The 24,200-nt window shown below is 51.1% G+C and carries 22 protein-coding genes, 1 rRNA gene and 1 riboswitch; of the genes, 20 read left to right on the forward strand and 3 right to left on the reverse strand.

The features are described 5' to 3' along the window. The 9 genes from rrf to ABJ225_RS20600 all read left to right on the forward strand — a co-directional run. Positions 1-109: ribosomal RNA gene (rrf, locus tag ABJ225_RS20560) — 5S ribosomal RNA — on the forward strand; the annotation flags it as partial. A gap of 816 nt (positions 110-925) precedes the next feature. After that, positions 926-1,765, forward strand: a complete 840-nt coding sequence (locus ABJ225_RS20565; RefSeq protein WP_347321493.1) for a tyrosine-type recombinase/integrase — start codon at positions 926-928, stop codon at positions 1,763-1,765. Positions 1,766-1,835: 70 nt separating this feature from the next. Further along, positions 1,836-2,036, forward strand: coding sequence for a hypothetical protein (locus ABJ225_RS20570; RefSeq protein WP_053428989.1), 201 nt, complete (start codon positions 1,836-1,838; stop codon positions 2,034-2,036). A 151-nt stretch (positions 2,037-2,187) separates the two neighbouring features. Next, entirely contained in the window at positions 2,188-2,496 is a 309-nt protein-coding gene (locus tag ABJ225_RS20575; RefSeq protein WP_218246348.1) for a PTS sugar transporter subunit IIB, read from the forward strand. Positions 2,497-2,512: 16 nt separating this feature from the next. Beyond that, complete coding sequence (gene celB, locus ABJ225_RS20580) at positions 2,513-3,817, forward strand: PTS cellobiose transporter subunit IIC (protein ID WP_290031975.1); 1,305 nt, start codon at positions 2,513-2,515, stop codon at positions 3,815-3,817. 33 nt (positions 3,818-3,850) lie between these two features. After that, entirely contained in the window at positions 3,851-4,180 is a 330-nt protein-coding gene (locus tag ABJ225_RS20585; RefSeq protein WP_048006599.1) for a PTS sugar transporter subunit IIA, read from the forward strand. Beyond that, on the forward strand, positions 4,177-5,553 hold the full coding sequence (locus tag ABJ225_RS20590) for a glycoside hydrolase family 1 protein (protein ID WP_347321494.1): 1,377 nt from the start codon (positions 4,177-4,179) through the stop codon (positions 5,551-5,553). Before ABJ225_RS20585 ends, ABJ225_RS20590 begins: the two co-directional genes overlap by 4 nt. A gap of 32 nt (positions 5,554-5,585) precedes the next feature. Continuing rightward, complete coding sequence (locus ABJ225_RS20595; RefSeq protein WP_347321495.1) at positions 5,586-7,508, forward strand: BglG family transcription antiterminator; 1,923 nt, start codon at positions 5,586-5,588, stop codon at positions 7,506-7,508. Positions 7,509-7,587: 79 nt separating this feature from the next. Further along, positions 7,588-8,040 (forward strand): PrsW family intramembrane metalloprotease, encoded by a 453-nt coding sequence (locus ABJ225_RS20600; protein WP_218246352.1) that lies wholly within the window; start codon positions 7,588-7,590, stop codon positions 8,038-8,040. A gap of 94 nt (positions 8,041-8,134) precedes the next feature. Here the strand turns inward: ABJ225_RS20600 and ABJ225_RS20605 are convergent, their stop codons facing one another. After that, entirely contained in the window at positions 8,135-8,623 is a 489-nt protein-coding gene (locus ABJ225_RS20605) for a sigma-70 family RNA polymerase sigma factor (protein WP_347321496.1), read from the reverse strand. Positions 8,624-8,916: 293 nt separating this feature from the next. Between ABJ225_RS20605 and ABJ225_RS20610 the strand changes: the two genes are divergently transcribed. The 3 genes from ABJ225_RS20610 to ABJ225_RS20620 all read left to right on the forward strand — a co-directional run bounded on the left by ABJ225_RS20610 (position 8,917) and on the right by ABJ225_RS20620 (position 12,083). Beyond that, positions 8,917-9,711: an SGNH/GDSL hydrolase family protein gene (locus tag ABJ225_RS20610; protein WP_218246354.1), complete on the forward strand. Its 795-nt coding sequence runs from the start codon at positions 8,917-8,919 to the stop codon at positions 9,709-9,711. Between the two features lie 209 nt (positions 9,712-9,920). After that, positions 9,921-10,059, forward strand: a riboswitch (cyclic di-AMP (ydaO/yuaA leader). 85 nt (positions 10,060-10,144) lie between these two features. Continuing rightward, positions 10,145-11,404, forward strand: coding sequence for a cation:dicarboxylate symporter family transporter (locus ABJ225_RS20615; RefSeq protein ID WP_056540032.1), 1,260 nt, complete (start codon positions 10,145-10,147; stop codon positions 11,402-11,404). 109 nt (positions 11,405-11,513) lie between these two features. Continuing rightward, complete coding sequence (locus ABJ225_RS20620; RefSeq protein WP_347321497.1) at positions 11,514-12,083, forward strand: serine O-acetyltransferase; 570 nt, start codon at positions 11,514-11,516, stop codon at positions 12,081-12,083. 32 nt (positions 12,084-12,115) lie between these two features. On the opposite strand, the gene galU is transcribed toward ABJ225_RS20620, so the two are convergent. Then, on the reverse strand, positions 12,116-12,994 hold the full coding sequence (galU, locus tag ABJ225_RS20625) for a UTP--glucose-1-phosphate uridylyltransferase GalU (RefSeq protein ID WP_347321498.1): 879 nt from the start codon (positions 12,992-12,994) through the stop codon (positions 12,116-12,118). A gap of 80 nt (positions 12,995-13,074) precedes the next feature. Next, entirely contained in the window at positions 13,075-14,367 is a 1,293-nt protein-coding gene (locus ABJ225_RS20630) for an FAD-binding oxidoreductase (RefSeq protein WP_347321499.1), read from the reverse strand. Between the two features lie 191 nt (positions 14,368-14,558). Here ABJ225_RS20630 and ABJ225_RS20635 point away from each other — a divergent pair, with 191 nt between their 5' ends. The 8 genes from ABJ225_RS20635 (at position 14,559) to ABJ225_RS20670 (ending at position 24,188) form a co-directional block, all read left to right on the forward strand. Then, on the forward strand, positions 14,559-15,209 hold the full coding sequence (locus ABJ225_RS20635; protein WP_347321500.1) for a GntR family transcriptional regulator: 651 nt from the start codon (positions 14,559-14,561) through the stop codon (positions 15,207-15,209). 14 nt (positions 15,210-15,223) lie between these two features. After that, positions 15,224-16,822 carry a M20/M25/M40 family metallo-hydrolase gene (locus ABJ225_RS20640; RefSeq protein WP_347321501.1) on the forward strand — a complete coding sequence of 533 codons (1,599 nt, stop codon included), beginning with the start codon at positions 15,224-15,226 and terminating at the stop codon, positions 16,820-16,822. Positions 16,823-16,998: 176 nt separating this feature from the next. Continuing rightward, the gene (locus tag ABJ225_RS20645) at positions 16,999-17,475 is read left to right on the forward strand and encodes a competence protein ComK (RefSeq protein WP_347321502.1); all 477 of its coding nucleotides are present in this window, start codon (positions 16,999-17,001) and stop codon (positions 17,473-17,475) included. A 220-nt stretch (positions 17,476-17,695) separates the two neighbouring features. After that, positions 17,696-18,595 (forward strand): N-acetylmuramic acid 6-phosphate etherase, encoded by a 900-nt coding sequence (murQ, locus tag ABJ225_RS20650; RefSeq protein WP_347321503.1) that lies wholly within the window; start codon positions 17,696-17,698, stop codon positions 18,593-18,595. Between the two features lie 58 nt (positions 18,596-18,653). Further along, complete coding sequence (locus tag ABJ225_RS20655; protein WP_347321504.1) at positions 18,654-20,012, forward strand: PTS transporter subunit EIIC; 1,359 nt, start codon at positions 18,654-18,656, stop codon at positions 20,010-20,012. Further along, on the forward strand, positions 20,009-21,022 hold the full coding sequence (locus ABJ225_RS20660; protein ID WP_347321505.1) for a MupG family TIM beta-alpha barrel fold protein: 1,014 nt from the start codon (positions 20,009-20,011) through the stop codon (positions 21,020-21,022). The genes ABJ225_RS20655 and ABJ225_RS20660 overlap by 4 nt, the downstream gene beginning before the upstream one ends. 118 nt (positions 21,023-21,140) lie before the next feature. Beyond that, positions 21,141-22,841 carry a laminin G domain-containing metallophosphoesterase family protein gene (locus tag ABJ225_RS20665; RefSeq protein ID WP_347321506.1) on the forward strand — a complete coding sequence of 567 codons (1,701 nt, stop codon included), beginning with the start codon at positions 21,141-21,143 and terminating at the stop codon, positions 22,839-22,841. 174 nt (positions 22,842-23,015) lie between these two features. Next, positions 23,016-24,188 carry a beta-ketoacyl synthase N-terminal-like domain-containing protein gene (locus tag ABJ225_RS20670; RefSeq protein WP_218246365.1) on the forward strand — a complete coding sequence of 391 codons (1,173 nt, stop codon included), beginning with the start codon at positions 23,016-23,018 and terminating at the stop codon, positions 24,186-24,188. The last annotated feature ends 12 nt before the right edge of the window (positions 24,189-24,200 follow it).

The following is a 24,200-nucleotide window of genomic DNA, read 5'->3' on the forward strand; positions in this document are numbered from 1 at the left end:
CATTGGCGAAGAGGTCACACCCGTTCCCATGCCGAACACGGAAGTTAAGCTCTTCAGCGCCGATGGTAGTTGGGGGATCTCCCCCTGTGAGAGTAGGACGTCGCCAGGCAAAGTATAAAAAGCAGCTCATTTGATGGGTTGCTTTTTTTGTGGTGTTTTTTTGGTGAGGGAATGAAATGGTTGGGAGCATCTAATCAGCAAGGAAACATGTAGACAACAGGAAGAGCGAAAAGTTTAATGACCTTTGGGAGTTTGCGATCAGCGAAGTGGAAGGGTCAGAGGTATCTGCCAGTGAAAAGGCTAGTGAGGAGTCCGCGCTTAGTTGCGACTTTTTTTCGTTCCGAGCGAAGGAGGAGTGATACGTACGGACAGGGACCTTTTATCAGCGATATTATTCCAAACAATGGTACGTCTTTTCCATATGACACCATTCGACATTCCTCGTAACACCTTATGCCCATTTAGAACACTCTAGGACTCGTCTCTCCTCTCCAGGCACGAATACACCTGTGAAATTCAACGATTTCTTTGCGATATTTATAAAATTATTTGCGGAAATCCACTTTTTATCTGCGAAGCGTATTACTGCCCATTTTTCAATTTGCTATTCATTCTCCGTATTTGCGAACACCTCTATTTACTAGCGACTAGAGAACCGCAGAAGCAAAAGAGCTTTTACAACCTATGGAAGTCTATGATCAGCGAAGTGGATAGAACAGAGACGGTGTCCAAAGAGCTGGGGATAGGCGAAGCTGTACTTATTTGCGAAATAGCTTCACGTCTCATTTTTAACTAGTGCTCATGAAAGAGTATCTACATAAAACTCTCTCCACCATGCTACCCGAACTTCACAGAAGTTGACTTCTTCCTTCCAATTCTCTAGGATTAGACAAAAGAACGTTTTCGCTGTGAAAGGGTGGGTCTCTTGAGAGGAACTTCTGGCAGTACGATTGAAATGTTTTTAGGGTGGCTTGAGAAAGAGGGAAAGTCAGGCAAGACGATTTTGACGTATCAGCAGGAGCTTAAGAAGTTTGATCAGTGGCTGGGGGAGCGCGGGTTGTTCCTAATGGAAATCAGCCATGATGATGTTCAGGAATATATGATTCATTTGGAAGAGCAGGGAAAGAGTCCGATTACGACGGATAAGGTGCTGGGTGTGATCCGGACACTCACCCGTTTTTTGAAGCGGCCGGATGTGGGGCTTGATATCAGGATCAAGCATGCGCCGAAGAAGGATGAGATTGATGTGCTGACAAAGGAAGAGTGTGAGGGTCTCCTGGTCGAGGTGCGGGAAAGCCGAAATGCCCGCAATGAAGCAATCGTCCTCACTCTTCTTCATACCGGTATACGTGTATCTGAACTTTGCGGTCTCGATTTGACGGATCTGGATCTCGAACGGGGAGTCTTGAGGGTGTCGGACACCCATGGGGATGAGAGGGTGATCCCGCTGACCGATGCGTTGAAGTCCTCTCTGACGGCTTACCTGGATGAAATACAACCTGTCGGTCCCCTGTTTGTGTCGCGGTCACGTGAACGGTTGACGGAAAGATCGGTTCAATATATGTTGAAGAAATTTCATGTGAATGCCCAGAAGTTGCGCCATACCTTTTGTCAGCAGCTTGTGGACCGGGGAGTGAGCCTGGAGGTGGTCTCTAGGCTTGCGGGTCACCGGGATATCAATGTGACACGGCGCTACGTGAAGACAGCGGTGGAAGGTTCCGAGCTTGAGCGTGCCATCAGGGAGACATTTTCCCATGAGGGATGAGGGGCATCATTCTCCTCCGCGGTATGATATAGTAATAGGGAAAATCGATACGTGATGAGAGGTGTCGCTTATGGATAAAGATGAACTGGCAAGGAAACGATGGATGGCGGTTCCGGCCCATATCCGTGAAAAGCTTGAAGGAAATGTATTTTGTCGGACCTGCGGAGTCACGCGGATTATTGACTACATCGTGGACTCGGCGGACTTCAAAGTCTTGTTGATAGGCACCTGCGCTCAATGTGGAGGGCCTGTTAGCCGCGTTATCGATTAAGAAGACAGCACATGCAAGGCGGATGGGAAACCATCCGCTTTTTTATTTGCCACAGAGAATCATTTCCGTTGGGTTGAGGAAAATCAATGCGTGTTTATGAAAGCGCTTTTAAAATATAATCAAAGTACCATTAAAAGAGGGGATGATGACAGTGGTAAGAATTTTATTGGCATGCTCTGCAGGGATGTCCACCAGCCTGCTTGTATCGAAGATGAAGGAAGCGGCTGAATCCAAGGGGATGGATGCTGAGATATGGGCTGTGGCTCAGGATAAGGCTTTTGTCGATATGGAAAGGGCTGATGTCCTGCTGATCGGCCCGCAGATGAGATTCATGAAGCGGAAATATGAAGAGAAGGCGAGGGATTCCGGCATTCCAGTGGATACAATCGACCCGGTTTCCTACGGGCGTGTCGACGGTAAAGCAGTATTGGAAAAAGCATTGGACCTTATAAAAAAATGATCAAGGGGGACCTGGGATGAACAAATTCATGCAGGTGTTGGAAAATGTGTTGCTTCCGGTTGCAGACAAACTGAATAATAACCGGTACTTGACGGCGCTCAGGGACGGGTTCATGGTGGCCCTGCCGTTGATCATCTTCGGATCGATCTTCGTGGTACTCGCCAATCTTCCATTTTTGGATAAACTCATCGGTAAAGATGCCTATTCGACCTATCAGTCGGCACTAGGCCCTGCTTCTGCCGCAACGCTTACGATCATGGGATTGTTCGTGATCATCGGCATCGGGAGCAAGCTCACCGAACACTACGGGGGCGAAAGTCTTTATGGCGGAGTGGCCGCTTTGGCTGCCTTCCTGATCCTCACGCCGCAGACATTTGAAGGGGTGAATGGAGTCATTCCTACTTCGAGCCTTGGTGCGCAGGGGATGTTCGTAGGGATCCTGACCGCCTTCATAGCAGCGGAGCTCTATAGGTTCTTCACTCAGAGGGGATGGACGCTGAAGATGCCGAACGGTGTCCCGGATGCCGTGGCTCGTTCGTTCAGCGCTTTGATTCCGATTACCCTGACCCTGAGTACATTCCTGATTGTAAGGGTCATATTTGAATATCTCCCGTACGGCAGTGTGCAGAACTTTGTGTACGATGTGGTGCAGGCGCCACTTACCTCCCTTGGTTCCGGATTGCCGGCAACAATCGTGGCTGTCCTTCTGATCCAGGTGTTCTGGTTCTTCGGGCTTCACGGGCAGATCATCGTGAATTCTGTTTTTGACCCGATCTGGTATGCTTTGGCCAATGAAAATCTGCAGGCATTCCAGGCTGGGGAAGAGCTTCCCCATATCGTCAGCAAGCAGTTTATCGATTCCTTCATCGTGGGGATGGGAGGGTCGGGTATGACCCTTGCCGTCATTCTCGGCATCTTCATCATCGGGAAGAGCCGGCAGATGAAAGAACTGGGTAAGATCGGTGCACCGGCCGGGCTCTTCAATGTGAATGAGCCGATCATCTTCGGTCTCCCCATCATCATGAATCCCCTCGCCTTCATCCCGTGGCTCCTGGCGCCTGTAATCGTGGCTGTGTTCACCTACTTTGTCATGGCAACGGGTATCGTTCCACCGCCGACGGGGGTCATCGTCCCGTGGACGACTCCGACGATCCTGAACGGGGCCCTGGCGACGAACTCATGGCAGGGTGGCGTCCTGCAGGCTGTGAATATCTTCATCGTCTTTACTATCTGGTGGCCGTTCCTCAGGATCATGGATAAACAATACTATGAGCTTGAACGCAGTGGAGAAGGATCAACGGATGTCAATAAGAGTGCATAATGGAATGCGATTTCAAAAAAGGTGGCGAATGTAATGGAACAGCAGCAAGCAGATCTTACGGAAATATCCTTTCAAATCATCCTCTATGCAGGAAACGGAAAATCATTTGCCATGGAAGCCATACAGGAAGCGAAGCGGAAAGATTTCAAGCGTGCAGATGAGCTGATTGTCCAGGCGGGTGAGGAACTGGCCAAAGCCCATGAGTATCAGACCAAGCTCATCCAGCAGGAAGCCATGGGGCAGAGCAATCCGCTCAATGTGCTGCTCATCCATTCGCAGGATCATCTCATGACCTCGATGACAGTCAGGGATCTGGCTGTAGAAATCATCGAAATCTACCGATACAAGGAGTGGGATAAATGAAGAGGGAATTTCCAGAGGGCTTCTGGTGGGGAAGCGCGACTTCCTCCACCCAGCTCGAAGGGGCCGCGTCTGAAGGCGGCAAAGGAAAGAATATATGGGATCATTGGTATGAAGTCGAGCCCGGTCGTTTCTTTGATGGGGTGGGTCCGGAGCAAACGTCGGGCTTCTATCATCGCTATCGTGAAGACATCGCATTGATGAAGGAAATCGGTCACAATACGTACCGCTTCTCGATCTCGTGGTCACGCCTCATCCCTGGGGGAGAAGGCCAGGTGAACGAAGAGGCGGCCACCTTTTATGGGAATGTCATCGATGAGCTCCTGAAGCAGGGCATCGAGCCGTTCGTCACGCTGTATCACTTCGATATGCCGAAGGAAATGCAGGACCAAGGCGGGTTCGAGAACCGTCGTGTGGCCGAGGCGTTTGCACGCTACGCAAAAATCTGTTTTGAGCGGTACGGTGACCGGGTGAAGAAGTGGTTCACATTCAACGAGCCCATTGTACCAGTCGAGGGCGGCTACCTGTATGATTTCCACTATCCCAATATCGTCGATGGGAAGAAGGCTACTCAGGTGGCGTATCACACGATGATTGCAAGTGCACTTGCAATCTCGGAATATAGGAAAGTGGGAGACGGAAAAATCGGAATCATCCTCAACCTGACGCCTTCCTATCCGCGGAGTGAGCATCCAGCTGACGTCAAGGCATCCAAGATAGCGGATCTTTTCTTCAATCGAAGCTTCCTTGATCCTTCGGTTCTTGGGGAATATCCACAGGAGCTGATCGACCTCCTTGCCGACCATGATCATCTTCCGACTACGCACGAAGGAGACCGGGAACTTCTTAAGCAGAATACGATTGATTTCCTTGGGGTGAATTACTATCAGCCAAGGAGGGTGAAGGCGAAGGAGTATCTGCCGAACCCAGAGGCCCCGTTCATGCCTGAATGGTTCTTCGACCACTATGAGATGCCGGGCAGGAAGATGAATCCGTATCGCGGGTGGGAAATCTACGAAAAGGGCATTTACGATATCATGATGAATCTGAAAGAAAACTACGAGAATATCGAGTCGTTCGTTTCCGAGAACGGCATGGGTGTCCAAGATGAAGGGCGCTTCGAGAAGGATGGCATGATCCATGACGATTACCGGATCGACTTCATAAGGGGCCATCTCGAGTGGCTGCATACGGCCATTGAGGAAGGCTGCCAGGCGAAGGGGTATCATTTATGGACGTTCATGGACAACTGGTCTTGGATGAATGCGTATAAAAATCGCTATGGATTCTATCAGGTGGATCTCGATACAATGGAGAGGAAGCCGAAGAAGAGTGCCCACTGGTTCAAGGAAGTATCGACACAAAATGGATTTTAAGCATTGGCGAAGGCGGAAGGGAGGAACGGGGCATGAATACGCGATTCAAACGGATATTAAAAGAATTGATGGCGGTTGACGGCCTGGTGACGGGCAGTCATTTGGCCGGGGTGTCTAATGTCTCCTCCCGGACGGTACGGGAAGATGTGAAGCAATTGAATGAGTGCCTCGAGGGACATGGTGCCGTCATCAGGGCGGTCCGTGGCAGAGGCTATACCCTTGAAGTCGGAGATGATGCTGCTTTCAGGACCTTCCTACAGGAGCTTCTAGAGGTCGGTACGGATAGGCCGGTTGCCCCTGAGCAGCGGGTAGGCTATCTTATCAGGCGCTTCCTTCAAACCGATGGCTACTTGAAGATCCAGGACCTCGCCGATGAGATCCACGTGAGTTTTTCCACCCTCCAGAATGATTTGAAGGATGTAAAGGATATCCTCAGCCGTTATCACCTATACCTTGTCAAAAAGCCGAATTATGGTCTGAAGGTGGAAGGTGAGGAAGTGAATGTCCGGTTCTGTCTTGCCGAATATGTCATCGATCGTACCACACCGGTCCGCAGGCAGATCCAGACCCTTCCCGATCTGCATGATGAGGAGCGTCTTGCTTTAATCTGGACGGTGGTGGAAAAGTATGTGGATCGTCATGGTCTTCAGATGTCCGATATTGCCATGAACAATCTGGTTATCCACATTGCAATTGCCTGTAAGCGGATGATGTCGGGCAATCTCATATCTGCCATCACCCTCCAGATGGAGGAGATCCTTAAAGAAAAGGAGTACATCATCGCAGGGAAGATGGTGGAAGAGCTCAATGAAGAGCTCGGTGTGTGTTTTCCACAGGTGGAAATCGCCTATATCGCCCTTCATTTATTGGGTACCCGTCTTGTGACGGAGCAGAGGCTTGAAGTCGAGTATCTGCAAGATGCAAAAGGTGAAGGGTATGCCGTCCTTGTGGATGAAATCCTCCGGGCCGTCGAACAGGAATGGAAGATCCGCCTGACAGGAGATGAAGAACTGCGGGCAGCCCTCCTCATCCATCTGAAGCCCGCCATCAACCGATTCCGCTACGGCATGAATATCCGCAATCCCCTTTTGGACGATATCAAGAAAAACTATCCCGTTGCATTCGAGGCAGGGGTCGTGGCCGGAAGGATCATTGATGAAAACATGGAGGTTCAGATCGACGAAAACGAGATCGGTTACTTGGCCCTTCACCTGGGAGCAGCCATGGAACGGCAAAACCTTGCCGGGTCGGGGCCAAAGCGCGTCATCATCGTATGTGCATCGGGTGCAGGGAGCGCCCGTATGATCAAGTATAAGCTTCAATCGAAATTCCGCCATGAAATGGACGTAGTGGCCACCACTGAGTATTATCACCTGAAGAACCACAACTTGGATGAGATCGACTTCATCATCTCCTCCATTCCCCTGGAAGAAGACCTCCCCATACCCGTCATTCATGTAAGAACCATCCTATCAGGAGAAGACTATACCAGGATCCAGTCTCATCTGGATCTCCAGCCGCATTCACATCTGACCTATCTGAGGAGGGATTGCCTGTGGATAAACGAACAGTATTCCACCAAGGAGGACGTACTCTCCGGACTAACAGACAAACTGGTGAAAAAAGGGCTCGTCGATCCGACCTTTTATGACAGCGTGATGCGACGGGAAGAGATTGCCTCCACCTCTTTTGGGCCACTATTGGCCGTACCCCATCCCATCTCTCCACAGTGGAACGAGACCTTCCTTGCCATCTGTTCACTTGAAAAGCCTGTATTATGGAATGGCGAGCCTGTGCAGCTTGTTTGTGTCTTGAATGTAAAAAAAGAAAGTACCGAAGATCTGCAGATGGTCTATGCCTTTTTAACCGACTTGGTGGAGAATCAGGAGCTGGTCCAACGATGTCTCAAGTCGCAGTCTGTAAGTGAGCTGTGGCAGATCCTGACCGGTGTTTGAATGTGCCATCTATCCCTTTTGACCTGACCCGCCCTGAGCGGTATAATCTGGTATGAATGGCTTTAGGGAGAGGATGCACGTGCACGTCGAAGAAGTAAGGAAACATCTCCATGCTTTCAAGAATGATGCCGGCCAGGGAATGAGCCGAAAGCTCGACCTCGAAAAGGAGGAGCGCCTCCTGAACAGGATGGCCGATCTGGAACCTTGCGATGAGTGTGAATCGGGGCTGATGGAGCTTGGAGAAGAGTATAAGAGATTGAGAGCAAGATTGCCTGAACTTGAAAAATCGGATGTTCGTTCACATAGGAAAGTGCTGAACAAGCTGCTGAATCATGTCCACAAGGTTCATAAGGTGGTGCCCCAAAACTACTATATCGGTGTATTCATGCCCCTTGGTCTGACCTTCGGGATGCTGATTGGCCTGGGATTCCTCGAGAATATGGTGTATGGGTTCACCTTGGGGATTTCAATTGGCATCGCCATCGGTGCCGGACTTGACGCGAAAAGCAAAAAAGATGGATTGACGTTTTAAGAAGAAGGATGACGATTGTGGTCATCCTTCTTTTTTGTTCTATTAAACGAGTGTTTGAGATCATGATCACCGGTTTATCAACAGGTTATCCACTTTAAACAAACGTTTGATTAAAAATGGCCTGCCGGATCCTTTCCTTTGCCCCTTTTCGCCACTTCTTCACAGCCTCGGGCGACACACCTTCCAGCTCGGCGATTTCGCTGATCGAGAGCATGTGGAGAGAATGAGAGATGACCCACTTCTTTTGATTGAGCGTAAGGTTCCCGCAGTAGGAAAGGAGGGTTTCCAACGCGAGAGTATCCAGGTCGTCACCGCCGGCTTCCGTTGCTCCTTCCTCCAGTTCGACTCCGCGCTCTTCTTCCCTCGCTTCCCTCTTCAACTCAGTCAGGATCCGTCCCCTGATATAGGAATAAGCGAAGGATGTGAACGTTCCTTTAGAAGAGTCAAATTTTCCGTATGCCTCCCAGAGGGCGATCAAGCCGGTCTGGTAATAGTCATCATGATTCTTGTAGATGCGCAGGGTGTGGATGATTTTGTGGATCATCTGGCTGTACTGTTCATGGACGAGTTCAAATGGTTCCATTTCCTATTCCTTTTGAGCAGGCGCCGCTCTGTTTTCCCGGTATATCCACAGTAAGGGAGAAAAGGATGGGTGACAAAAGACCTAATCATCTCTACATCAGGGGATAAAGCTGCTTGGACCTGTGGATAATGGAAGTTTCTTTTAAGAAAACCTCAAGTTTTCTGTTAATTTAAGAAAAATGAAAATTGATCTATGAATTTGTCAGAATTTATGGTTCGGTTATCTACACGGATATACAAATATTGCCACTTCTTTCCTTTATGATAGAGTTCATAGATTGGAGGGACGAGTGAATGAAAATAGGATTGGTCATGTTGGGTCTGCTGACCTCATCGGTTGTGATCGGGGGGAAGTATCACTGGGAAGGAGAGGTGAGAGAAGTGCAGGCTTCGGCCTACGCCTCCCATCAGGAAGTGCTGGAAGTAGAGAAGGCGGAAGCAGAGAAGAAGGCAGAAAACGAAAGGCACCGGCTGCAGGTGTTGGACCGGATCAATGGGTTGCCCCGTGATGTTCAACCGCTCTTCAGGGAAAAAGAGGCCCAAGGGAAACCTGTACACATGATGATCGCTGGGTCATCCTCGACGTCGGATGAAGAAGGAGCATGGCCGGATACAGTGAAAAAGGCATTGACGAAAGAGTATGGAGAAGAACTTCTATCTATCTCAATTCATGAAATCGGAGGAAAGACATCCGGAGAGGTGATGAAGGAAGGACTTCATCTTCCGTTGGCAAAAGAAAAGCCAGACCTCCTCCTTTTGGAACCGTTTCTTCTGGCGGATAATAGTCACATCGATATGAAGGAAAGGCTGAAGAATCTATCTTCCATCCTGGATACGTTCAAGAAGGCGAATCCTGATGTCATAATCCTTCTGCAGCCCTCCAACCCGATTCCTGATGCGCACTACTATCCATTGGAAGAGAAGAAGCTGAGGGAGTATGCCAAGGATCATCACTATCCATACATAGATCATTGGAAGGCTTGGAATGACGTTGAATCCCAGGTGACAAAGAAGGAACTTCCGAATAAAGAAGGGAATGAAGTGTGGTCCTCCTTTATGGTGGATTATTTTGTGGATAAGTCCAATTGAACCTGGCATACGCCGGGTTTATTTTCTTGCTTAAAATAGATCTTTCGATGTGTGGTTTACCCTGTAAAAGTTAAAATTTCTAATAAATAACTTTTCTGAAATATCTTTATTTAAAAAACATTTGACAGTGTATTGTTTGAGGATGTATATTATATTTTGTAGACTTCTAAAATAAAACTTTTTTAGGATAATAAAGTCACCACTACAATTAAATAGTATGGCTTAATCGATCGAGCGGAGGAATCATGCAAGTGGTATTTCGATACCTTGGGGTGCATCCTTTTACTAGGTAGGGAACTCTCAATCCCGAATCCGACAGTTAACTCCGTATGCCAGTTGAGAGAAAGAACCTTTATTTTTCAACCAAAAGGCTGTTCTTTCTTAAGAACGGTCTTTTTTGCTTTACGCACATCATCCAAGAGGGGGACCATCTATGAAAAAAATTCGTTTCGGTTTAGCCACCCAGATCTTCGTCGGGTTGATCCTGGGTATCCTTGTCGGGGTCATCTGGTTTAATGACCCGCGTGTTGCTACGTATCTCCAGCCGTTGGGAGACCTTTTCCTTCGCTTGATTAAAATGATCGTCATTCCGATCGTCATCTCCACTCTCATCGTAGGAGTGGCAGGCACCGGGAATGGAAAGGCGTTCGGTCGCCTCGGGGCAAAGACGATCATCTATTTCGAGGTCATCACGACCGTCGCCATCATCCTCGGAATCATCCTGGCGAACGTGTTCCATCCTGGAAGCCACGTCAATCTTGGGTCTGTGGAGAAAACAGACATCCAATCCTATGTTGATACTTCTGAAAGTCAGCAAGACAAATCCATTGCAGAAACCTTCCTGCATATCGTTCCGACAAACTTCTTCCAATCCATCGTGGAAGGGGATATGCTGGCGATCATCTTCTTCTCCGTGCTATTCGGACTTGGAGTGGCAGCCATCGGTGAACGTGGGAAACCGGTCATTAAATTCTTTGACGCCGTGTCCCACGCCATGTTCCACGTTGTGAACATGGTCATGAAGGTTGCACCACTCGGCGTGTTCGCCCTGATCGGGGTAACCGTTTCGAAATTCGGGATTGATTCCCTTGTATCACTCGGAAAGCTCGTCGGCCTCGTCTATGCGGCCTTGATCTTCTTCCTCATCGTCGTGTTGGGGCTGGTGGCCAAATGGGCCGGAGTGAATATCTTCACCTTACTCAAATACTTGAAGGATGAGCTTCTACTCGCCTTCAGTACATCAAGCTCCGAGACCGTCCTTCCACGCGTCATGGAGAAGCTTGAGAAGATGGGCTGCCCGAAGGCCATCGTATCCTTCGTCGTACCGATCGGGTACACCTTCAACCTTGATGGATCGGTCCTGTATCAGGCCATCGCTGCCCTGTTCCTCGCGCAGGTCTACGGCATCGACCTTTCCATCATGCAGCAGATCACCCTCATCCTTGTCCTTATGGTGACATCAAAAGGGATGGCTGCTGTACCTGGTACATCCTTCGTCGTCCTCCTTGCCACCCTTGGTACCATCGGGGTGCCAGCAGAAGGCCTTGCCTTCATCGCAGGGGTCGACAGGATCATGGATATGGCCCGTACCGTCGTCAACTTAACAGGAAACACCCTTGCCGCTATCGTCATGTCCAAATCAGAAGGGCAGTATGACGCAGATCATGGAAATGAAGTCATGAAGGCTGGTTAGGAAAAAACCTCCGCTCAGGAATCAATTGAGCGGAGGTTTTTTGTTATGGATTCTTTACAAATCCCTAATATCTCTTCCATATTCCCTTCATATCCAGGGGCTAGACTGGATGAAAAAGGAGAAGGATGTGGACCGCATGTTCCATTTGATCAAATCAGACTACAGGGCATATGGGTTATCCCCGAAAGGATTGATCATCAGCTTCTTCAACGCTTCAACCTTTTGGCTGGTCGTCATGTACCGGATCGGGCACGCCCTTCATGTAAAGCGGGTGCCGCTCATTCCCAGGATCCTCCGGTCGGCAGGGATCATTTTCTATGGTGCCGAGATTTCCTACGGTGCCGAAATCGGTCCCAGCTTCCGCATTGCCCACTCGGTTGGAGTGGTGATAGGAACGAAAGTGAAGGCCGGGGCGAATTTCGAGGTGTTCCAAAATGTCACGATCGGGGGTAGGGACCAGGAGCGGAATGGTCAAATCAAGCCGATTATCGGTGATAATGTGACCATCTTCACGGGGGCCGTCGTGGCCGGTCCCGTCATCATTGGGGATAATGTGTCAGTCGGGGCAAATTCAGTCGTGACAAAGGATATACAGCCGGATGTAATCGTTGCGGGAGCGCCTGCCAGACCGGTGGGAAAGGTAGAGGTGGCGCATTCTTTGAGGAGTATGAGCGTATAGGAAAACCAGAGGCAGAATCGACTCTGGTATTTTTACTTGCGGTTTGTAATGTCGTCAAGATAGGTGCGCAGTTCCTCACCAAGTCCATCCCGCTTCAACGCAAAATCAATTGTGGCCCGTATAAATCCGAACTTATCGCCGATGTCATATCGCTCCCCGTCGAATTCCTGGGCATAGACCGGGTGGTTCCTACTATAGTGATGGATGGCGTCGGTGAGCTGGTATTCGCCTCCTGCTCCGGGTCCGAGGTCTTCGAGGTAGGAGAAGATCTCGGGGGTGAGGATGTAGCGGCCCATGATGGCAAGATCTGATGGGGCATGGGAAGGGTCCGGTTTCTCGATTAGCCCGTCGACGATGTGGCAGCCTGAACGCGCGGTTTGCGGATCTGTTTGGACAATCCCATATTTTCCGGTTTCGTCGTGGTCGATGCGCTGGACCCCGAGGATGGGACCTCCCAGCTCATCGTACGAGCTGATGAGCTGCTGCAGGCACGGAACCTTGGAGTCGATGAGGTCATCGCCAAGCATGACGGCAAAAGGGGAATCCCCGATGAACGAGCGGGCACACAGGACGGCATGCCCGAGTCCGAGTGGCTCCTTCTGCCTGATATAATGGATGTTTGCCAAGTTCGAGATCGACTGTATCTCTTCTAGCTCCTCCCACTTTCCTTTATCGGCGAGGGTGGATTCCAGTTCATAGGATTTGTCGAAGTGATCTTCGATGCTTCTTTTTCCCCGACCGGTAATGATGATGATATCCGTGATGCCGGAAGAAACGGCTTCTTCGATGATGTATTGGATCGTCGGCTTGTCGACGATGGGGAGCATTTCTTTGGGCTGTGCTTTCGTCGCCGGAAGGAACCGGGTCCCGAGACCCGCAGCGGGTATGATGACTTTCGTGACATTTTTCAACCCTCTCAGCCTCCTCCTCTTTTTCTCTTATCTTATCAGAATCGGATCAGAGATATGACGTTGGATGTTCCGGGGGAGGGTCAGTCGAAGATTTTCCCCGGGTTCAGGATCCCTTCAGGATCGAGGAGTTGCTTGAAGGATGTCATGACCGCCGCAGCTTCTCCGTGCTCCTGCACCTGATATTTTTTCTTCCCGATGCCGACTCCGTGCTCTCCGGTGCAGGTTCCTCCTGATCCGAGGGCTTTGAGTACGAGCTCTTCATTGATATGAAGGGCTCTTTCGCGTTCATTGGGTTTCTTCGGGTCATAGACGATGCTTGTGTGGAAGTTACCGTCCCCGACATGTCCAAAGACGCCTCCGAGAAGTCCGCTGCCTTCGATGAGGGTCCGGGCATGGACGACAAGATCGGCCAAATGTGAGAGTGGAACGCACACATCGGAGCCGAGCATCTTCTTCCCTGGAATATGGCTGAAGGCGTAGGAAAGCTCATGTCTTGCCCGCCAGATTTCGCTTCTCTCTTTCGATCCCGCAGCTCGTTCCCAGTGGCTGCATCCCGCGTCCTTCATCAGCTCTTCTGCGAGACTTGCTTCTTCCTCCACGCCGCCCTTCGTTCCGGCAAATTCGAAGAAAAGGGAATGCTCCTCGGGAAATGCATATTGTCCGTATGCATTCACCTGACGGATGCTTTCGGAGTCTACTAGCTCGATCCGCTGGACGGGGATCCCGCTCATGAGGATCAGGTGGGCTGCTTCTGCACAGGCCTTCGGAGAAGGAAACGTACAGCGGGCTGCAATCCTATGCTCCGGCATACCATGGAGCTTCAGGGTGATGCCGGTGATGATGCCGAGGGTTCCTTCCGATCCTGTAAAGAGGCCATTGAGGTGATAGCCGCTGGATGATTTTTTGGCACGGCTGCCGGTATGGATGACCCTGCCGTCAGCCAAAACAACTTCAAGGTCGAGCACCTGATCCCTCATGGATCCGTAGCGGACGGCGGTGGTCCCGCTTGCGTTCGTTGCAGTCATGCCGCCGATGCTTGCATCGGCTCCCGGGTCGATGGGGAAGTGGAGACCATGGCGGTTGATCTGTTTGTTCAGGGCAAGGCGGGTAATGCCTGGCTGAACGGTAACGCTCATATCTTCGGGGCTGAAATGGAGGATGCGGTCCATCCGGGTGAAATCGAGGGAAATTCCGTTGTGGAGCGGGATAGCGCCTCCGTCCAATCCGGATCCCGCTCCGTATGGGGTCACGGGGATCCCGTACCGGGATGCGGTTCGGAGAATAGCCACTACTCCTTTCGTATTTTCCGGGGAAACGACTACATCCGGGCTGACCCCGGGATGATGGGACTCATCGTGGCTATGCTGCAGCAAGGCGGTTTCGTTGATGGTTACACCGTCTGTTCCAATTTCTTCTATTAACTCACTGATCCATTGGGGATTAATGGGCTGACACCTTCCTCGTTTTACTAATTTTCAAAAAAGTCTATTTACAGGTAGGGTATCATACCGTACGATACATGTATACGGTATACCGGGAATGATTCAAACAAGGGGGGAAGGGTTTGATCATTAAAAAAACACTGGCAGGTCAGGCATTCCAGCTCTTAAGGAAGCAGATTCTTTCAGGAGAGCTGTCCTCGGGGGATGAGCTTCCGGAGAAAAGGCTTGCCGAAGAATATGGAATCAGCCGGACGCCGATCAGGGAAGCGCTGAGGAAACTTGCTGGCGAAGGGCTGGTGACGATTTCAGATGCGAAGATCGCCGTTGTCGCTTCCTTCACCGAGGAGGATGGGCTGCAGCATCTGGAGATCAGGGAGCTTCTCGAAGTATATAATCTCGAGGTGATTCCGGAACTGGATGACAGCCTTATGGGTGAACTAGACGACAATCTGGAAGCGCAGCACCGTGCGATACTCGAGGACCGATACGATGAGTTCATTGACCTTGACCGGCGCTTCCATCTCCTGTTGGCAGCACCGAATCCGAATCCGAAGCTGAAGGACATGATCAAAGCATCCAATACGGGAGTGAACCGTGCCTTCCTCGGATTGTCGGGCAGGCTCAGGATGAGTGCGATGGAAGCCTACGAAGAGCATGTTCACCTCGTCCGTTTCCTCAAGGTCGGGGACCGGGAGTCAGCGAAAAGGCAAATGCGTCATCATATGACTCAGATCAGACAGCGTATGCAGGGATACTATAGAGAAGATCGATAAAAGGGGGAAGGGTCATGGCACAGTGGCAAACGCCGGAAGCATTGCGAGCACTGCTTTGTGAGCTCGTCAGCTGGCACAGCAGGACGTTAACGGAAGGGGAAATCGAATTCCCGAGGAAGCTGATGGAAAAAATGAAGAGCATTCCGTATTTTACCGAGCATCCACAGCAGCTGAAGCTTGGGGAAACCGATCTTGGGCGTTCATTCCTGACGGCCCTTTATAAGCATCCGCAAGCAAAGAAGACCATCGTCCTCATCAGTCATTTCGATACGGTGAGTACGGAAGAATACGGGGTGCTCGAAGCACTTGCATTCAATCCAGAGGCTCTCACCAAAGAGCTTCCTCAATACGCGTCCGAACTTCATCCCGAAGCGAAGAAGGATCTTGAAGCAGGCACGTTCCTGTGGGGACGCGGTACGATGGACATGAAGGCGGGGCTTGCCGTCCATATGGCGATCATCGAGAAAGCGGCAGAGGAAGGGTGGCCTGTGAATCTGGTCCTGTTGACGGTACCGGATGAGGAGGTCAACTCTTCCGGTATGAGGGCTGCCGTGACGGCCCTCAATGACATGAGGGATGAGTATGGACTTACGTACACCCTCTTCCTGAACGGGGAGCCGGTCTTCTCCCAGAACCCGACGGATACGGCTTATAAAGTCTATTCGGGCTCCATCGGAAAAATCATGCCGTCGGCGCTTTTCTACGGGAGGGAAACCCATGTCGGGGAGCCTCTCAGCGGGTTGACCTCATCGTTCATGGCGTCATTCCTGACCCGGAAGATGGAATGGAATCCCCTGTTCCGGGAAAGCGATCAAGGCGAGTCGACGCCGCTTCCGATCACATTGCTCCAGGAAGACCTGCGCCTCAATTATTCGGCCCAGACGCCGTTTGGTACCGTGGCCATGTACAATGTGTTCACGATGAAGCGCTCGGCTGCCGATGTGATGAATACCTTCGAGGAGGTGGCCAGGGAAGCGGCAGACGAGTGCAATGAGTGGTACGGTGAGCTGTGCGAAAGGGAAGGGATCCCGGCGATCGGCGATGTATCCGTCCTGCGCTACGGGGAGCTTCTCCGCTATGCCGAGATGAAGATGGGGAAGGAATACATCGAAGCATTGAAGCAGGATATCCGCTCGTATATCGGGGACGACCGAGAGAAATCATTCAAGATGGCCGATACCCTTCTCATCGATTGTCAGGAGCTGACGCCTGCCATCGTCTTGATGTATACCCCTCCGTATTACCCTGCAGTGAACACGTCTGACTCTCCCCTTGTGAAGAAGCTGGTGGAGAAGGTGAGGAGGGAGGCGGAGCGGTCTTTCGGACTGGAGGTGGAGCAGATCCACTACTTCAACGGGATCTCAGACTTGAGCTATGTGAATTTCAAGGATGAGCATCACGGCTGGACCGTGTATGAAGAGAACACCCCGGTGTGGGAGACGACCTACTCTATCCCGTTCGATGCCATGGCGAGACTCGACGCCCCCGTCCTGAACGTGGGGCCGTTCGGGAAGGATGCCCACAAACGTACCGAACGCCTTCATATCGAGAGTGCGTTTGTGAAGACGCCTGCTTTTGTGGAAACTGTGATCAAAGAGGTAATGAATGATTGAAATGACCGCGATCAGGGATCATCCCCTGCGCGGTTTTTTTATGGGAAAAGGACGACTGCAAACTTTTTTACAAATAAAGTTAAACTTTTTAACAATATAGTGGAAGTTATTAATGATATACCTATAATAATGATAAAGTTCTAGTTCTTTAGGACTAAAAAATATGGGGTGATCATGTGAAAAAGTTTGAGGTGTTGATTACTGAAAGAACGGCAGCAATTTATCCTTCCTATGACGGAGTGCATCAGTCAAAGGTTGTCGATTGTTCAGGGGAAGTCACGTACAGTAAAAAGACTGTGAAAGAAGTGCTTGAAGAATCCTGCATCGTCCACGGATCCGATTATAACGGACGGATCAGGGCCGTTCGAAGAGTATTGTCGTACGATCGAAAGACACCGCTTTTGGTCAGTCTCATGGACTATATCCTGGCCATCCCTACTCAATCACCCGATAATGATGATTGCATCTGGTTATTCTGCCGTCATATTCATTCAACGACCGTCACCTGCGGGAAAACGTTCGTCCATTTCACCAACGGGCTGAAGATGGAAGTGAATTGTTCGTATGACGTGCTACATAGACAGCTCCAACGCGGCGCGGTGACGATGAATTATTTCAGCCGATACCCGAGACCGCATGGTGCGAAGAACTAATATGAAATAAATGTTACGGCTGGAACCCGGTTGATCAATGGTGGCATAAGGAGAACCTTTTATTTTCTCCCTGTCTCCATTCTTAGGTCAACCGGGTTTTTGGGTTGTCGTATTTACACTAAAATATAATTTTATGAATTTTTACAAATCCGTTGAAATATAATTTTAAAAGGGATTATAATAAGGATGAAAGCGCGTACGAGATTTAGGAGGAATTGAGATGCAGGATAATGTGTATGAACTGGGAACCGAGAAGGTCAATCCGGATACGTTAAAGGTCGATACCGCCAGTACCGGTGAGGTGTTGCGGATGATGAATGATGAAGATCATAAAGTGGCAGAAGCCGTTAAAAAAGTCCTTCCTGTCGTAGAGAAAGTCGTGGGCAAAGTGGTAGCATCCATCTCTTCAGGAGGCAGGCTCATCTATATGGGGGCAGGCACAAGTGGCAGGCTTGGCGTCCTTGATGCGGTGGAGTGCCCACCGACCTTCAGCGTGGGGAGCGATGTGGTCGTCGGCTTGATCGCCGGTGGTGAACGGGCATTCGTCAAAGCTGTAGAAGGAGCGGAAGATAATGAAGAGCTCGGAGCATCAGACCTTGCCGCGCTTCAGCTTTCTCCTGAAGATACGGTCGTGGGGATTGCGGCAAGCGGGCGGACGCCGTATGTCCTCGGGGGGCTGCGGTACGCGAGGGAAGTCGGGGCCGTCACTGTCGCACTCTCCTGCAACGAAGGGGCAAGAATATCTGAGGAAGCCGAGCATAAAATTGAAGTGAATGTAGGTCCCGAAGCACTGACGGGGTCAACCAGGCTCAAAGCGGGAACGGCTCAGAAGCTCGTGCTCAACATGATCTCCACTGCCTCCATGATCAAACTTGGAAAAGCCTACGGCAACCTCATGGTCGATGTGAATATCAGCAACTATAAGCTGGAACGAAGGGCCGTCGGCATCATCCGTGATATCACGGGGACCGACGAAGATACGGCGCAGAAGACGTTGAAGCTTGCTCATAATGAGGTCAAGGCCTCGATCGTCATGATCAAGCTCGGCTGCGGGTATGACGAAGCGAAGGACCGGCTGCGGGATGCCAACGGGTACGTTCGGGTGGCTATTGAAGAATAGTCCCACCCGTTGGCGTCAGATATAAAAAAATAAAAGGGGTCGAGAGGAGAGGGTCGCAGTGACAAACAGAGAACTGGCAGCAGCGATACTGGAGAAGTTCGGTGGTGCGGGGAACATCACGAGCTACGAGCATTGCATGACAAGGCTTCGTGTAAAGGTTGCCGATGAGAGTCTTGTGGAGAAAGCAACCATGAAAGACATCGATGACGTCATCGGATTTGTGGAAGATGACACCTATCAGGTCATTTTGGGACCGGGGAAAGTGAACAAGGTCACGGAAGAGTTCGGGAAACTCGTTGCAGAAGATGGAGGCGACATCGATCTGAAGGCACGGGCTGCTGACCGGAAGGCGGAACTGAAGAAAAAGAATAGTACGCCGGTCAAGCTTTTACTGAGAAGGATCGCCAATATCTTCATTCCTCTTATTCCTGCATTAATCGCTTCCGGTCTCATCACAGGCTTTACGAAATTCTTCGTCCAGGCCGGCTGGCTGAATGGTGAGTCCGATCTCGTGATGATGCTGTCCGTGATCGGTAGCGGGTTGTTTGCTTATCTTGGCATCCTTGTCGGGGTGAATGCTGCCAAGGAATTCGGCGGTTCACCGGCACTCGGGGGACTTGCCGGGATCCTGATCATCAACCCGGCCATCGGCGACATTGCCCTTTTCGGGGAAAATCTCCTTCCGGGCAGGGGCGGACTGATCGGGGTGTTGATTGCTGCCGTCTTCATGGCCTTTGTCGAGAAGAATGTCCGGAAGATCATGCCACAGGCCATCGATATCATCTTTACACCGACGATTGCTCTCTTAGTCACGGGTTTATTGACGTATACCGTCTTCATGCCGGTGGGTGGATTCATATCTGATATTATTACTAAAGGATTATTATCATTGATCGAAGTCGGCGGTATCGGTGCAGGATTCGTCCTTGGGGCGACATTCCTCCCACTTGTCGTGACCGGACTGCATCAGGGCTTGACGCCTGTACATCTTGAGCTCATCAATTCCATCGGGGACGATCCACTTCTGCCGATCCTCGCCATGGGTGGTGCCGGTCAGGTCGGAGCGGCCTTCGCCATCTTCTTCAAAACAAAGAAGCCGAAGCTGAAGCGGGCCATCGGAGGATCCCTTCCTGCTGGTATCCTAGGCATCGGTGAGCCATTGATCTTCGGGGTGACGCTGCCTCTTGGTCGTCCGTTCCTGACAGCATGTCTCGGCGCCGGTTTCGGTGGTGCCTTCCAAGCCTATTTCGATGTGGCAACTTTCGCCATCGGTGTTTCGGGTGTACCGCTGATTTTCCTTGTGAACGCAGGGGAAATCCTCTATTACGTCCTTGGATTGCTCATTGCGTATCTCGCAGGCTTCCTGTTGACGTATGCATTCGGGTTCAAAGATGAGATGGCGAGTGAGTTTGAATGATCGGTATTTCGATATATCTGTCTGATCCACGGGCAGAAGAACGGATCATACGGGCCTCTGCCTTGGGGATCAAACAGGCTTTTACATCCTTTCATATCCCGGAGGAGCCTGCCGGCCAGGAACGGATCCGCCAGCTCCTCTCCCTTTTCCATGATGAAGGTTTCGAGGTCTTCGCTGACGTCTCACGGCAGACTCCGGAGATGCTCGGCCTCACCTGCTTCAGGGAGATGAGGTCGCTTGGGGTCAAGGCCCTGAGACTGGATGATGGGTTCTCGCGCGAGGATGTGGAGCATCTTTCCCATCACTTCAAGCTCGCCATTAACGCAAGTACCGTCAGGAAAGAAGAAGTAGAGGAATGGTTGGGGATGGGAATCGATCCTTCCGCCCTGATCGCATGGCACAATTTTTATCCGCGAAGGGAAACGGGGATCAGCACAGCGTTCTTCCGTTCCCAACAGGAGATGTTCGACGCGTTCGGAATTCCCGTGTATGCGTTCGTACCCGGTGATGAGGAACGGAGGGGACCGTTATTCCAGGGACTCCCGACGCTTGAAGATCACAGGCATGGAGATCCATACGCCCATGCGGCCGGTCTTTTCCATGAAGGGGTCAGCGGGGTATTCATCGGCGATCCTGGATGGTCGGCAGAGCTTCTGCACCATCTTCACGAGCTGGACGGGAATGGGATCATCACCCTTTCCTATGAAGGCGCCGGTGAGGTGGAGGGTGAGTATGCCCTAAGGCCGGATCCGGGGCGGGATGTTCTCAGGATCATGAACACAAGGACGGCTGCCGGAGTTTCGCCTGAAGCATGCATTGAGCGCTCGCCGGGAGCCATCACGATGGATAATGATGACTATGGGCGCTACCGCGGGGAGATAGGGATCGTCCTACACCCTTTGGAAGCCGATCCTTCCGTCAACGTGGTGGGCTGGGTCCATGAACGGCATATGTCGCTTCTTGCCCTCCTGAAGCCTTCCCAACGGATCCGCTTCAAAAAACAGATGTAAACCATGGGACCCTGTCTTGCCGGCAGGGTCTTTTTCGTAAGTGAAAATCGCACATACATACATACATCCTCTTCGTCCATACTAAGAGCAAATCATTCACGACGGAGGAGGGGAACTAGTGAAAAGAATATGGGTGGCATTCATCCTTGCCGCGTTCATGGGCATCGCATATCCCTTCACGGCTGAAGCCGCCGAGGACAGCACGGTGGCTCATTGGCGATTCTCCAAGAGTGAAGTGAAGAGCGGATCACTGGATGAGGGAAAACTGATCCTGAAGGACCGTAGCGGGAAAGGCAATGAGCTCATCCTGGTCAATGATGGAACCGATGGGCTCTTGAACTGGTCGAAGGATGATATCGCACGGAAATTCATCGTCGGAAGCCTCGACTTCCATAACCGCAAAAGCTTGAAGGGCGGGCAATATTTTCAGACGGGTAAAGATGCCCCCCTCAATGGGGAGGCCTTCTTGAAAGGCTATACCATTGAAGCGGTCATCAAGCTTCCCGACCCGTTCACAAGGGATGAATACAGTGGCATGGGGATCCTCGGCAGGAAAGGGTCTGAGCTGACCATCACGCATTTCAAACAGGTACAGTGGGAGGGAACACCGGCAAACGGCAAGAAATCCAGGGTGTTCGGGTCCTTTGCCCTCCCGGGGAAAAAGGATTGGTATCACATCGCCGTAGTCAATGACGGCAAGAAGACGAGGGTGATCATCAACGGCGCGGAAGATTTCCGCCAGAATGCATCCACCGTCAACGGGCAACTGGCGCCCAACAAAGGGGTGTGGACGATCGGGAAGGGGATCGGCAAGGGTTCATTATTCGCCGGAAGCATCCAAGAGATCCGCATTTCGGATAAGGCGCTCCCAAAAGGGAAGTGGCTCATTCCGGAACCGAGGAAAAATAGTCTGCGCAGCGGGATGAGCAACAAAGGTCATCTGCTGGGCAACAAGGAAAACTACAACTTCCTCTTTGTGCCCGATCCCCAGAAGACGGTCCGCTACAAGCCTGCGCTGTTCCATCAGCAGGTGAAATGGATCTCCACCATGCAGGAGAAATTGAATATTGCCATGACGGCATTCCTTGGGGATATGGTGGATCAGAGTGATTCGGCCAAGCAGTGGGAACACTCATCCCTGAGCCTGAGCGTCCTAGATCGCCGCAGGGTCCCCTATATCACTCTCGCAGGGAATCATGATTACGGGCTCGGCAATCCTTATCTCTACTATTACGGACCGAAGCGCTACACGGATAAGCCCTATTATAAGGGGACGTCCCCGTCAAAATTCAGCTCCTATTCCATTACGGAAGCGGGAAGCTACGAATACCTCTTCCTCTCGGTGGACATGGGCCACCTGAAGAAAGACTTGCCGTGGGCCAAAAAGGTCCTGAAGGAGCATCCTGGGATCCCGACGATCCTCTTGTCCCATGAGATCCTCACAAGCGATGGGACGTTCCCTGTCGATACGAATCGCGGCAGTCGCCTGTGGGAAGGCCTTGTGGATGGGAATGATCAAGTGTTCATGACGGTGAACGGACACCACCAGGGAACCGTGCACCGGATTAAGGAAAACCGTTTCGGGCATCCCGTCATCCAAGTCCTCGTCGACTATCAATCAAGCTACAACGGCGGTAACGGCTGGATGAGGCTCGCAGAGTTCGATGAAAAGCATGATAAGATCCGGTTCCGTACCTATTCCCCTTGGGCCGATTCACTCCCTGAAAAGGAACGGAGCTATTTCGATTCCCCGTATCTGACGGGTGACGAGCACCAGTTCACGGTTCCATTGCACTTTAAAGAGCGATTTGATTTATAGCGTCCGGATTCCGGGCGCTATTTTTATTTCCACTGAAGCTGGTAGAAACGTCTTCTCTTCACTACACAAGCAGGGACGATCCTATTTATGTCGAATAATAATGGAATATGTCTCTTTTCCTTATATAATATGTATTGTGGGTATATGTTCTACTATATGTAAAGGATGGTTCGATTGGAAGATATAGTCGTGACCGGGTATGGCCTGAAGATACCCGGTGCAAAGAATAAACAAGAATTCCATCATATATTGGAGGCAGGGATTTGCACCCACTCCATCCTGAAAGGAAAGGGAAGAAACGAAGGAGATATCATTGCGGGGCTGATCGACGATGAGTTCGAGACGTTCGGCAACAGGAATTACCGGCGGTATCCGAGATCGACAAGACTCGCCGTCGCGGCCGCACGCGATGCGGTTGACATGAGCGGGCTGTCGGCGAATCCCAGGCGGATCGGCGTCATCATCGGTACATCGGCAGGGGCGATCCTGGAAGTGGAAGCCTATGCCCCAGTGGCATCTGGATTGAAAGGCTATCCGGTCCACGGGGTTTCCATCGTCGATTCCCATACGATTTCCTCCACTGTATCGGAGCATATCGGGGCGAAGGGGCCCGCGTATACCCTTACGACAGGCTGTACGGCAAGTCTTGATGCCGTCTCCTTGGGGAAATTACTGCTTAAGACGGGTCAGGTCGATGCCTGCCTTGTCGGGGGGACCGATGCTCCTCTTGGACAGTGGAGCATCAATGGCTTCCTCAAGATGAAGGCCATACAATCTGCCAGCTCCATCACCGATGCAGGCGTCCCTTTCTCTGATCAGCATGACGGCTTCGTCCTCGCAGAAGGAGCGGCTATGCTCATCCTCGAAAGAAGGGAAGATGCGCTTAAAAAGGGGCGACCCATCCACGGAAGTATCGGAAAAGTGGTCTCACGAAATGAAGGGAAGCCGATGCTCCAGGTTGACGAGACGGGTAAAGAGATGCTTTCGGTCCTCCAAGCGGTTGTCGGCGATGCGACCCCCACTTATGTGAATAGCCAGGCACTCGGCCTGAAGGTGAATGACCGGATCGAATCCAAAAATCACCATCGCATGTTCAAAGGGAAGGTCCCGATCACGTCGATCAAAGGGATGACGGGTCATTCCTTTGCCGCCATGGGAGCGATCCAGACGATCTCTTCCATCCTGTCCATGGAGTACGGATTTATCCCGCCCACCATCAAAACCAGGCAGAAAGGATTCGAGTCCCTTCCCTTGGTGAGGGAGACGGTCTATCAGCCGGTCTCGAGCGTCAGCATCACCACACACGGCATAAGCGGGAATAATGCCTGTATGCTAATTTCGAAGTAGGAGGGATGGCAT

Source organism: Rossellomorea sp. RS05, from assembly GCF_039822645.1.
GTDB classification, from domain to species: domain Bacteria; phylum Bacillota; class Bacilli; order Bacillales; family Bacillaceae_B; genus Rossellomorea; species Rossellomorea marisflavi_B.